10 protein-coding genes are annotated in these 12301 nt (G+C 40.2%); 2 read left to right on the top strand and 8 right to left on the bottom strand.

From position 1 onward, the window contains the following. Positions 1-131: 131 nt before the first annotated feature. The 4 genes from AC1WHX_RS06490 to AC1WHX_RS06505 all read right to left on the bottom strand — a co-directional run bounded on the left by AC1WHX_RS06490 (position 132) and on the right by AC1WHX_RS06505 (position 4876). Entirely contained in the window at positions 132-2171 is a 2040-nt protein-coding gene (locus AC1WHX_RS06490; protein WP_481229024.1) for a cation:proton antiporter domain-containing protein, read from the bottom strand. Between the two features lie 81 nt (positions 2172-2252). After that, positions 2253-3350, bottom strand: a complete 1098-nt coding sequence (gene meaB, locus AC1WHX_RS06495; RefSeq protein ID WP_009319116.1) for a methylmalonyl Co-A mutase-associated GTPase MeaB — start codon at positions 3348-3350, stop codon at positions 2253-2255. Positions 3351-3388: 38 nt separating this feature from the next. After that, a complete protein-coding gene (locus tag AC1WHX_RS06500; RefSeq protein WP_302545146.1) occupies positions 3389-4477 on the bottom strand; it encodes a DUF1573 domain-containing protein in 1089 nt (362 codons plus the stop codon). A gap of 12 nt (positions 4478-4489) precedes the next feature. Further along, entirely contained in the window at positions 4490-4876 is a 387-nt protein-coding gene (locus AC1WHX_RS06505; RefSeq protein WP_122304372.1) for a DUF1573 domain-containing protein, read from the bottom strand. 225 nt (positions 4877-5101) lie between these two features. On the opposite strand from AC1WHX_RS06505, the gene AC1WHX_RS06510 reads away from it, so the two are divergent. Next, entirely contained in the window at positions 5102-6907 is a 1806-nt protein-coding gene (locus AC1WHX_RS06510; protein WP_302545422.1) for a MutS-related protein, read from the top strand. A 70-nt stretch (positions 6908-6977) separates the two neighbouring features. Here AC1WHX_RS06510 and AC1WHX_RS06515 read toward each other — a convergent pair whose 3' ends face one another. Together AC1WHX_RS06515 and hisS are read right to left on the bottom strand one after the other, a co-directional pair. Beyond that, positions 6978-7478: a GNAT family N-acetyltransferase gene (locus AC1WHX_RS06515; protein WP_302545421.1), complete on the bottom strand. Its 501-nt coding sequence runs from the start codon at positions 7476-7478 to the stop codon at positions 6978-6980. A 6-nt stretch (positions 7479-7484) separates the two neighbouring features. Further along, the gene (gene hisS, locus AC1WHX_RS06520) at positions 7485-8846 is read right to left on the bottom strand and encodes a histidine--tRNA ligase (RefSeq protein WP_302545420.1); all 1362 of its coding nucleotides are present in this window, start codon (positions 8844-8846) and stop codon (positions 7485-7487) included. A gap of 363 nt (positions 8847-9209) precedes the next feature. Here hisS and AC1WHX_RS06525 point away from each other — a divergent pair, with 363 nt between their 5' ends. After that, positions 9210-10082: a nucleoside phosphorylase gene (locus tag AC1WHX_RS06525; protein ID WP_122338529.1), complete on the top strand. Its 873-nt coding sequence runs from the start codon at positions 9210-9212 to the stop codon at positions 10080-10082. A gap of 60 nt (positions 10083-10142) precedes the next feature. Here AC1WHX_RS06525 and AC1WHX_RS06530 read toward each other — a convergent pair whose 3' ends face one another. Both AC1WHX_RS06530 and AC1WHX_RS06535 read right to left on the bottom strand, forming a co-directional pair. Then, positions 10143-11714: an Rne/Rng family ribonuclease gene (locus AC1WHX_RS06530; protein WP_039928655.1), complete on the bottom strand. Its 1572-nt coding sequence runs from the start codon at positions 11712-11714 to the stop codon at positions 10143-10145. Positions 11715-11993: 279 nt separating this feature from the next. Then, positions 11994-12266 (bottom strand): HU family DNA-binding protein, encoded by a 273-nt coding sequence (locus AC1WHX_RS06535; RefSeq protein WP_481229026.1) that lies wholly within the window; start codon positions 12264-12266, stop codon positions 11994-11996. Between the last annotated feature and the right edge of the window lie 35 nt (positions 12267-12301).

The raw sequence follows: 12301 nt of genomic DNA on the forward strand, positions 1-12301 counted from the left end.
ACAAATAAAATTCATAAAAGAGTAGAATCTTAGACGGTAGGCATTAAGAATACACGATAAAAACTGACCGGAAGAAAACGCAAAGAAGACCTGACAATATTTTTTTGTCGGAAAATTTAGACGACTGGCTCTTATTGCTGTTCCCCATTCTGTTCAGGGAAAAGCAGTACGACACTATTATTGTTAAAATATCGGGATATTTGTCCCGGGAGCTTTTCAAAAGAAGAGTCGTAGGAAATCGCTCCCCGCCGTGCCGAAACAATCACCAACAAACATTCATAATTCATTTGTCCGGTCAGTATCAGCAAATCTTCCCAACTGACAAGGTCGGTATAAACGGCATTTATATCTCTATGTTTCTTTCGAATATATTTACGAATATATCCCGATGTTTGCGGATGTGCATAAAAATGAATCTGACAATCTAAATGCTTACTCATACGACACAAATGGGAAATCCACTTAACAAACCCGCATTCAAATTCCGCTTTCGGAGGAACAGCAACAATAATACATTGCAAAGAAGTGACCGGAATATGAAAACGAGCTATCATAACTTGCATACACGTTTTTTTCAACAGATTTTCAGACAATGTCCCCAGAAACGAATCGACAATACTCTTCCTATGATGCAATCCGATAACAATGTCCGTTACATCATGCTCTTTTGCCGTATGAAAAATACCGGTCGCAATATTCAGGTCAAAACGCATTACGGTTTTCGGCTCTACATCCGCTTCTGTCATTATTTGAGCGGCCCTTTCCAGAGAATGTTTCCCTTGAAGTTCTTGTTTCAATGAATCGTTATCGTCATTTATAACATTAAGAGCAACAAGACTGTCTTTATCTTTTTTATCCCTTAACAACAAAGAAAAACCGACAAGCTGTTCCAAAGTTCTGGGATTAGCCAGAGGAATCAAAAATTTCTCTTTTTTCTGTACCTCTTCGCCGACCACCTCGACCGCACTATCCATTACGATACGTTTTGCGGCATATTCGGTAATAAACGAACTTACTACACATGTTACAAGAATCAATAAAATCGTACCATTCAGAACATCTTCATTCAGCAAACGCTGTCCATCAGGAAGAATAATATTATACCCTACCAATACGGCAGCTAATGTTGCGGCAGCTTGCGCATTACTCAATCCGAACATCAACTCCCGCTCGACAGCCCGCATTTTATATATCTTCTGAGTCAACCAAGAAGCAATCCATTTTCCCGAAAGAGCTACGACAATCATTACAAAAGCTACTTTAAGTGAATCAAAATGTCCGAACAACACTTTAATATTAATCAACATTCCTACTCCAATCAGAAAATAAGGAATGAACAAAGCATTACCGACAAACTCCAAGTGACTCATCAAAGGAGAAACATGAGGTATCAACTTATTTAAGACCAATCCGACAAGGAATGCGCCGAGAATCCCTTCCATTCCGATAAGCTCCATCAATCCTGCGCCCAAAAACACAAGAGCCATGACAAAGATATATTGCACAATGTTATCATTATAGCGATGGAAAAACCATCGACAAATACGAGGGAAAAGATACATGATAACCAAACTCAATACAACCACCTTCACAAGCAGCCACACCCAAAACAGATCAGATGCTTCTTCCTTATATAAACCGCTTATTACCGCCAATACCAACAATGTCAACGTATCGGTGACGGCAGTTCCCCCCACGGCAATGCCGACAGAGCGCTGGCTATTGATGCCATATCTGAGAACTATCGGATAAGATATCAAGGTGTGCGAAGCATACATACTGGCAAGCAGCACAGAGGTCACGAGGCTATATTCAAGCAAATGCATATTAGTCCAAATCCCTATACCCAGAGGAAATATAAAAGCAAGAAGCCCCAACACCGTAGCCTTAACTCGGATACTTTTAAAATCCTCCATATTCATTTCCAGACCTGCCAGAAACATTATATAGTACAGCCCCACTTTCCCGAACAAATCAAAACTGCTATCTTGTTTCAAAATATTGAAACCATGCTGTCCTACAAGGACTCCTGCCAAAATCAGCCCGACAATATGAGGAATATGCAAACGCTCCAATATCACCGGAGCGAAAAGAATGATGACAAGTACGAGAAAGAATATTAAAGTCGGATCGGTAACAGGTAACTGTAAACTAAATTCTGAAAACTGCATACTTTTAAACGGATTGCGAATCGATTTTGTAAATAACTACCCGACAGATTATTATACACCGGAACTATACTCTCCCCAATATCAAAGAATTTTACCGAAATAAAAATCCAACACCTCTTTAGCTGCAGTAAAAGGACTTTGTATCGAATGCAAAACTCTATTTTCTTTTTCTTGGAGCAACGATACTATTTCAGAGTTTTGATAAAAATGAGATTTCAACTGATCATTTATGGTTTCCAGCATCCAATATTTTGCCTGTTCTTGACGTTTATGCTCAAAATAACCGTTCTTCTTAACAAAAGCGATATATTCATCAATCATATTCCACACTTCTCCGATACCGATCTCATAGTACCCGGAATAAGTCAGCACTTGCGGTATCCAACCGGACGGAGTCGGTGGAAAAAGATGCAACGCATTGCGAAAATGTGCTTGTGCAAGTTTCGCCTTTTCGATATTACTGCCGTCTGCTTTGTTAATCACGATTCCATCAGCCATCTCCATAATTCCCCGCTTAATTCCCTGTAACTCGTCACCTGTTCCGGCCAACTGTATTAAAAGAAAAAAATCGACCATAGAATGCACCGCTGTTTCAGACTGCCCGACTCCGACAGTTTCCACAAATATATTATCGAATCCGGCAGCCTCACATAAAACGATCGTTTCACGGGTTTTACGAGCTACACCTCCCAAAGATCCGGCAGAAGGTGAAGGCCTTATAAAGGCATTATCTGCAACAGAAAGTTTTTCCATCCGGGTTTTATCTCCCAAAATACTTCCTTTTGAAAGCTCGCTACTCGGGTCTATCGCCAACACGGCAAGTTTACCTCCTTTTTTAAGGACATGAAGTCCGAACGCATCGATCGATGTACTTTTACCCGATCCGGGAACACCGGTGATGCCTACTCGTACCGAGCTCCCTGCATAAGGCAGACATTTCTCGATTACTTCTTGCGCAAGTATCTGATGATCGGGCAAATTACTTTCTACCAACGTAACAGCCTGACTCAACACCGTAATATCACCCTTTAAAATATGCTCGGTATATTCGGCTGCCGTATATTGCCGCCTGCGAACCTTTCTGATTTTATTTAAATACGGATTTACGGCAGGAGGTTGCGCTACACCCTTATTAACCGCTAATCCCTCATATTTATTATCGTTCTCGATGTGTTCCATAGTAATAATCCTCCAATAAAATAAAATAATATAATATATTATTCAAATGTCGCAACAACAGGCAATGATATCGTAGGCCTTGCAGGGTCGTTAGTAATAATGAAAATGCGATGGTTCAATAAGCGGCTGCGAGATTTCGAAGGCCTCACCGTTATTTTCATATCTATCGATTTTCCTGACTGTATACTCATCTGCGGGAGAGATACCGAAACAACTTGCGATTCGTTATTGACTTTGCGGATCTGGAGATTAGAAACGCCTGTATTAGTCAAACTCACCGATTTAGAAACAGCAGTATTTCCTTTTATAGTTCCGAAATCCACTAAATCGTTACCGATTTCGAGATGAGGAGCTTTTGCAATTTGGTCGGGAGTCATTCCCGAATAATCTTCCTGAATATCTGCAGAAACAGTTATTTTATTTTGAGGCTGCGGTTTATCGGAAGAAGGCAACTTTACCCAAAACTCATCCCGGCGGATTCCCCAATCCTTAGCCCTGTCGGCATGATAAGTTATCAATATCCGACCTTTTTGTCCAGGAGACAAAGTCTCGGGCAATACCGAAACGTCCAAATGGCGAGGAACTTTGTCAAATTCTAATGTGAGAGGCGTCTTTCCGTTGTTTATAATATCGATTTTCTCCACTTTGGTTTTATTGGTATATACTTCAAAAAAGGGAACATGTACGGCTTTCAGCCCCAAAGTCCCCATCGTATGTCCGTAGGCCGGAGCGGCACTACGTTGAACCGGAATCACACTCCCCTTAATTATCAAAGTCGTACGTTCCGGATCGGTATTGGCATACACCGAAATATTCTTCTCAAAACTACCGGGACGCCCTACTGCATTATAAGTCACTTTTATTTGCCCGCTGTCGCCCGGAGCTACCGGTTGCATCGGAAATTCAGGACGAGTACACCCGCATGATGCCGTCGCACGGGTTATTATCAATGGAGCATCTCCCGTATTCACAAACGAAAAAACACAACTTACACTCCCCAACTTCTCAGAGAAAGAGCCGAAATTATGTGTTGTCTCCAAAAAAGAGATTTTAGCGGTCTTTTGCGCATAAACTCCGGAAACGAACAAAACTGCAAATAGCAATAAGATAGTACCCCGTCTTATCATAAAATTCGTTTTTTAAGGTTTTGGGATCACAGTTCCGGTAATTAACAATACCACCCGTTCCGGCTCTCCATTGGTATATACATAAATATTTTTCGAGAAACTGCCGGGACGGCCTTTCGGCTGATAAGTCACTTTGATCTGACCTTCTTTACCGGGAGCAACCGGCTTTACCGGATATTCGGGCTTGGTACACCCGCAATTTGCCGAAGCGCGGGTAATAATCAACGGGGCATTTCCTTTATTGATAAACGTAAATATATGGGACACATCACCATTTTCCTCGGCTATCTCGTGAAAATCATACTTTGTCTGCTTAAATTCTATTTCAGCTTTTTTTTGAGCCCAAAGGACAGATGTTGCACACAACAACAAAATCATCAAACAATAAACACGCTTCATAATCGTTTTTAATTACATTAGACAATCACAAAAATACAATTTTATGTTTTAAAGACTCTCCTCTTTGCAAAGTTTATCATAAATAAACCGAAAAAGGGAAGCCTCATATAAAAGCCCGTCCGAATCTTACGACCAAAAATTATATATTTACACTCTTTTGATTTTGTGTAAAATGCAGACAGATGCTAACAAATTGGTATCTTTACCGACAAAACAAATAACAGTATGACCGATAATACAGTTCATTATTATAACCATTTGCTCGAAGTAACACAGCAAGCCCTCGTACGTATTCGAAAAAAAATCTACAACATCGGAACTTTACGTTTGTGCTGGGTTATCCTGACTTTAACCGTTCTCTATTTTTTATGGGGATACAATACCGGAATTATTATCGGTACAATTATTGCCGGTATAGCTTGTTTTTTAGGAATGATGCGTATCCATGATCGTTTTTTTGCCCGAAAAAGTTTTTTGGAAGCAAAGATTTCCATTTGCAAAAAAGAGCTGCAACTGAAAAGATTCGATTTTGAAGGAATCGATACCGGAAAAGAATATATAGATCCGACACATGACTTTTCGAACGATTTGGATATTTTCGGAAAAAAATCTCTTTTCGCCTATCTAAACCGAAGCGCATCTCTTATCGGACAACAGAAATTAGTCGAATGGATAACCCATCCGCTAACCGATCCCGATAAAATACGCAACAGGCAACAAGCGGTCGAAGAACTTTCTTTATTGACTGAGCTCCGAATCGACTTCTTGGCAAACGGAATGACCTCCCGAGAAAGTAAAACAGATGCACAGATCATTTCAGAATTATCGGACGATTCACCGATTTATGTTTCTAAATGGCTGCGCATAATCTTGCCCTTTATCCCTTGGATTTTCGGAATTCTAATCCTGATGTGGATCTTCGGTGTCGGGACGGGAAACTATATCCTTTTCCTATTTTTAACATGTTTTTGCTATGCGACAATTCTTTCCGGACGAGTAAGCCGTACACAGAACAAACTGAACGAAGGGCTGAAGTCTTTAAATACTTACGCCGGACTTATCGAACAACTCGAAAAATCGGAATTCTCGAGTTCGCTACTTCAGAACATCCGTACAGATTTGCACACAGAGGGGATTCCCGTATCATCCCGCATAAAACAATTAGGAAAATATCTGCGTAACCTTGATCAAAGATACAATGCCATAGGATTTGCAATATTAAACGGATTTTTCCTCTGGGATTTCAAACAGTTGGCAGCAATAGAAAAATGGATACGCAACAACGGGAAATTTCTACCCGGATGGATAGAAACTATTGCCCGTTTCGACGCTCTCTGCTCTCTCGCCACATTCCGGTTCAATCATCCTGAATATACATTTCCCGTATTAAATGACAACGATAATCCGGTAATGAAAGCAACGGAATTAGGACATCCGCTGATAGAACCCGAACGATGTGTTTGCAATCCTGTAAAGATGCTGCAACGCCCCTCTTTCCTCGTAATAACAGGAGCTAATATGGCAGGGAAAAGCACTTATTTGAGAACGATCGGAATCAATCATCTTTTGGCATGTATCGGTGCACCGGTCTGTGCAAAAGAGATGCAACTGTCTCCATGCAAATTATTTACAAGCTTACGGACAACAGACTCCCTAAGCGATCAGGAATCCTACTTTTTCGCTGAACTGAAACGGTTGAAACAAATTATAGACAGACTTGAATCGGGAGAAAAACTATTCATCATCTTAGATGAAATATTAAAGGGAACAAATTCCACAGATAAGCAAAAAGGCTCTCTGGCTTTGGTTCAAAAACTGGTAAAACTCAATGCTGCCGGAGTTATTGCAACTCATGATCTGCTATTAGGAAGTTTAGCCGAAAAATGGCCGGACACTATCGAAAATTTCAGATTCGAAGCTGATATAAAAGACAATGAATTATCCTTTTCTTACAAGCTACAGCCGGGTGTCGCACAAAATATGAATGCCTGCTTTTTAATGGAAAAAATGGGAATTATCCCCAAAGAATAGAAACTTACTTAAGAATCTGTCTAAAATTTTCCAATAAATATGAGCTCTATATAATCTGTTTTTTTGAATATCAAGACAATTTAATAGCCATTATATAATCATTCATATAATAACCGTTCCCTATCGGAAAGTCCCCGCTACGGGCAACGGAAAATCCCATGTGCTCATAAAAAGACTTGGCTTTATTATTCCGGTTTACATTCAACTCTACCGTACTACATTCTCCGGGACAAAGAGATTTTACATAATCAAATACCAACTGCACGAGATGCTGCCCCACATGTTTCCCCTGAAAATCGGGAAGAACATATATTTTCTGCAAATGAAACAACGCATCTCCCTGCCGCTCGACCGAGACGTAACCGCAAGGCAAATCTCCTTCATAAGCGATGAAGAAAACATGACCGTCCTCAATCTGTTGCTGAAGACTATCAACAGAATACATCCAGTCAAACATCCAGTTAAGCTGATCGGCAGAAAGAATTTCTTTATAAGTAGGCAAAAATGATCTTTCCGCCAAATTCCTGATTAGAGGAATATCTTCTATTCCGGCTTTTCTCGAACGTATCATAATAGTTTATTTCAAAAAATCCGCTAATTCACTTACGGTCAACATTTGCTGTTCCCCGGTAGTCATATTTTTTACCGTAATTTTACCGGCTGCTATTTCGTTTTCCCCGACAAGAGCCACGTACGGAATCTTCTTTGAATCAGCATATCCCATCTGCTTTTTCATTTTGGCCGCCTCCGGATAAATCTCCGTACGAATACCGCAACGACGCAATCGGAATGCATATTCCATACAAATCGACTGTTCTTTTTCTCCGAAATTGACAAACATTATTTGCGTTGCAGACAAAGAATCTTTCGGATATAAGTCGAGCTGATTCAACACGTCAAAAATACGGTCTGCACCGAAAGATATGCCTACACCCGAAACACCCGGCATCCCGAATACCCCGGTCAGATTATCATATCGCCCGCCTCCGGTAATACTGCCTATCTGAACATCGAGAGCTTTTACTTCCACAATAGCCCCGGTATAATAATTCAGACCTCTTGCCAAAGTAAGATCGATTTCCAAAGCAGAACGCAAAGGAGACGATTCCAAATGATCCAGAATATACTCCAATTCCGAAACACCCTTCAAACCGGTATCCGAATCGACAAGAACATTTTTCAAAGTAGCCAGTTTCTCACGATTCGATCCCTCCAGCAAAATAATAGGTTGCAACATGGCCACCGCCTTTTCCGATATACCTTTTTCCCTCAACTCTTCGTTGACCTTCTCCAAACCGATTTTGTCGAGTTTATCGATTGCAACGGTTATATCGACAATCTTTTCAGGTTCTCCGATGACTTCGGCAATACCGCTCAATATCTTGCGATTATTTAACTTGATGGCGACACGTATTCCGAAGCGGGAATATACCTCATCCATCAATTGCAACAATTCTACCTCGTTCAACAACGAATCAGAACCGACAACATCGGCATCGCACTGATAAAATTCACGATAACGGCCTTTTTGCGGTCGGTCGGCACGCCAAACCGGTTGTATCTGATACCTCTTAAAAGGAAAACCGATTTCATTCCGATGCATGACGACAAAACGGGCAAAAGGAACGGTAAGATCATAACGCAAACCTTTCTCACACAACATGGAGGCAAGTTTATTCGTATTACGAGCAGACAGCTCCTCATCCGTCACACCCGAAAGAAAGTCTCCGGAATTCAGCACTTTGAACAACAGCTTGTCACCTTCTTCTCCATACTTTCCCATCAAAGTAGAAAGATTCTCCATCGCGGGGGTTTCGATCTGTTGAAATCCGAATAAATGGAAAACTTCGCTGATCGTATCGAATATATAATTCCGTTTCGCCATCTCTTCCGGAGAAAAATCCCGGGTTCCTTTAGGTATTGCAGGTTTTGTTGCCATATTTTTATTTTGAAATCCCCGAACAGGGACATTAACAATCAAAAGTACTTATATATATGATTGCAAATATACGACTTTTTTATTTTTACGATATACGGACATATAGATAAACTTTTTAACCTTCGGGACTTCCCGTTCCAAAACCTGCTTGAATCTTGCACAGACATTTTTGAAAGTCGTTTTCGCAGATACCTTTCCATTCCCATAAGGGACACAACAGCTTACCTGATGTATAGAAACCGAAAAAAACACAAAGACTCCCTGATAGTATTTTTATTGGAAAATTTATACATATTCTCAACCGGGCTCTTAAAAATAATGCTTATATTCGTATTTTAAGTTATAAACATAAAACCGAAAGCTATGAAACATTTTCCGGAATCAGAACTAATTATCAACCAAGACGGAAGTGCTTTTCACTTGCACATACGTCCCGAACAATTATCGGATAAAATCATTCTGGTAGGCGATCCCGGCCGGGTAGATCTTGTAGCGTCATTTTTCGACACAAAAGAATGTGATATAAGCAGTCGTGAATTCCATACCATAACAGGTACTTATAAAGGGAAACGCATCACCGTCGTTTCTCATGGAATAGGAACAGACAATATCGACATTGTTGTAAACGAGCTGGATGCTCTTGCCAACATCGATTTTGAAACCCGGAACGAAAAGCCTGAATTCAGGCAACTGACAATGGTGCGTATCGGAACTTCGGGAGGTTTGCAACCACATGTCCCCATAGGAACATTCGTCATATCAGAAAAATCGATCGGTTTTGACGGAGTATTGAATTTTTATGCCGGGCGCAATGAAGTTTGCGATCTCGAATTCGAAAAGGCTTTCTGCGATTTTGTCGAATGGAACTCTCTTTGGGCCGCTCCTTATGTAATCGATGCAGACAAAGAACTGGTAGAGCAAATCGGGAAAGGCGAGATGGTAAAAGGTGTAACGATTTCTGCAAACGGGTTTTACGGACCTCAAGGACGGGAACTGAGGGTTCCTCTGGCAGACAAGAACCTGAATAAAAAAATAGAAGCGTTCAAGTATAAAGACGGACATGTGATCACTAATTACGAGATGGAAAGCTCTGCTCTTGCCGGGCTATCCAAGCTTATGGGACATAAAGCCATGACCGTATGCACGATTATCGCCAATCGCGTAGCCCACCATGCCAATAGCAATTATAAAAATTCGATCAAAGATCTTATCGAAATAGTTTTGGATCGTATATAACAAGACGGACTCTTTTCTAAAGAAAAGAGTCCGTTATTTTTTCTTCGAAGAGAAATTTCATCATTTAATTTCGATCTCTTCTTTCAGATCTATCTCACTGTTATTCCCATCATAAAATTTATATTCCAGAAACGCGAGAGATTGATTCGGTATCAACTTGAAGCGGAATGCATATTTGCATCTCCATTGCCATTTCAGGGAAAAAAATCCCTTATTAATAAACGCCGCAATAAAAGGATGTACATGTAAAGAGAACTTCTTTACTTTGAGCTTATGTACTAAATAAGATATCTTATCTTCAAGACGGTCGGTAAAAAGGATTGAAGGGCGAATCGTACCCTTCCCATAACAAGTAGGACAATCTTCACTGGTATTTATATCCAATGCCGGACGTACCCTTTGACGGGTAATCTGCATTAATCCGAATTTACTTAACGGCAAAATGTTATGTCTGGCTCTGTCCTGTGCCATTAATTCTTTCATCCGGTCATACAACTTCTGACGATTATCAGGCTCCATCATATCGATATAATCGATAACGATAATCCCCCCCATATCTCTCAGTCGCAATTGACGGGCAATCTCCTCTGCAGCGGCAAGATTCACATCCAATGCGTTACTTTCCTGGCCGGCGGTCGATTTTGACCGATTACCGCTATTCACATCGATGACATGCAATGCCTCGGTATGTTCTATAATCAGGTATGCCCCGTTCTTAAACGAAACCGTTTTTCCGAATGAAGATTTTATTTGTTTGGTAATAGCAAAGTTATCAAAAATAGGGAGATTCCCCTTATACAGTTTGACAATATCCTTCCGTTCGGGAGCAATCAAGCTCACATAATTATAGATCTGCTGATAGGCATCCTCATCATTGACATATATATTTTCAAACGACGGACTGAAAATGTCCCTCAAAACGCCCACCGTACGACCGGTTTCTTCAAAAATAAGAGAAGGAGTTTTAGCCTTTTGCAATTTTACCAGACAATCTTCCCAACATTTGACCAAAGTCTTTAACTCATTGTCCAGCTCGGCAACTCGTTTATTTTCTGCAACAGTACGCACGATTACTCCAAAATTCTTTGGCTTAATACTCTGTATCAACTGTTTCAGACGCGCTTTTTCCTCGTTAGACTTTATTTTCTGAGAAATCGAGACCTTATCGGAAAAAGGCAGCAACACCAGAAAACGACCTGCAAAAGAAATTTCCGCAGTCAACCGAGGGCCTTTGGACGAAATCGGTTCTTTAGATATTTGCACCAAGATTTCTTGTCCCACTTTAAGCGTTTCGCTTACCGTACCCTCTTTATCGATCTCCGGCAACATGTTAAATTTCGAGATCGACAAAACCCGCTTACGATCCGAAAGCGACTGCTTAATAAACTTCTCGCATGAGTTAAATTGAGAACCTAAGTCCAGATAATGAAGAAAAGCATCTTTTTCATAACCTACATCCACAAACGCGGCATTTAGTCCAGGCATCAGCTTCTTCACCCTTCCCAAATAAATATCGCCTACCGAAAACGATATATTCCGGGCTTCTTTCTGCAACTCTACAAGACGTTTGTCATCGAGCAAAGCGATCGAAACCTCCTTGGGTTGGACATCAACTACTAATTCAGTGGACACATCAATACGTTTTAGGTTATTGTTAAATGCTAAATACAAATAATACGACTTGTTAAAACAGAGGACTATAAAGAACAAAGAACAAACTTTTGAATGTTCTTCCATAAGTTTGCTCTTTGGGTTCTCTGTTTTTTTATGAAAAGACAGACATTATTTTTTCTTCTTATGTCTATTCTTTCTCAGTCTTTTTTTGCGCTTATGCGTGGACATCTTGTGTCCTTTTCTTTTTTTTCCGCTTGGCATGATCTTATGCGTTTAAATAATTAATACTATAATAAATTACTTCACTTCTCCCATGAAAGTTTTAGCAGGTTTAAATGCCGGGATATTGTGTTCCGGAATAATAATCGTCGTATTTTCAGAGATATTTCTTGCAGTTTTCTGAGCTCTTTTTTTCACAATGAAGCTTCCGAATCCTCTCAGATACACATTATCACCTTTTGCCAACGAGCTTTTTACCGAATCCATGAATTGTTCTACTGTTGCCAGAACGAGCGCTTTTTCAATTCCTGTGTTTTTTGAAATCTCGTTTACAATGTCTGCCTTAGTCATTTTTCTACGATTTTTTTATTATGATTATATAATTC

The organism is Coprobacter sp. (assembly GCF_982436375.1).

Bases quoted from the DNA above. Each gene is read 5' to 3' on its own strand.
- AC1WHX_RS06500 (WP_302545146.1), bottom strand. From the start codon at position 4,477: ATGATAAGACGGGGTACTATCTTATTGCTATTTGCAGTTTTGTTCGTT.
- meaB (WP_009319116.1), bottom strand. From the start codon at position 3,350: ATGGAACACATCGAGAACGATAATAAATATGAGGGATTAGCGGTTAAT.
- hisS (WP_302545420.1), bottom strand. From the start codon at position 8,846: ATGGCAACAAAACCTGCAATACCTAAAGGAACCCGGGATTTTTCTCCG.
- AC1WHX_RS06515 (WP_302545421.1), bottom strand. From the start codon at position 7,478: ATGATACGTTCGAGAAAAGCCGGAATAGAAGATATTCCTCTAATCAGG.
- AC1WHX_RS06535 (WP_481229026.1), bottom strand. From the start codon at position 12,266: ATGACTAAGGCAGACATTGTAAACGAGATTTCAAAAAACACAGGAATT.
- AC1WHX_RS06505 (WP_122304372.1), bottom strand. From the start codon at position 4,876: ATGAAGCGTGTTTATTGTTTGATGATTTTGTTGTTGTGTGCAACATCT.
- AC1WHX_RS06510 (WP_302545422.1), top strand. From the start codon at position 5,102: ATGACCGATAATACAGTTCATTATTATAACCATTTGCTCGAAGTAACA.
- AC1WHX_RS06525 (WP_122338529.1), top strand. From the start codon at position 9,210: ATGAAACATTTTCCGGAATCAGAACTAATTATCAACCAAGACGGAAGT.
- AC1WHX_RS06490 (WP_481229024.1), bottom strand. From the start codon at position 2,171: ATGCAGTTTTCAGAATTTAGTTTACAGTTACCTGTTACCGATCCGACT.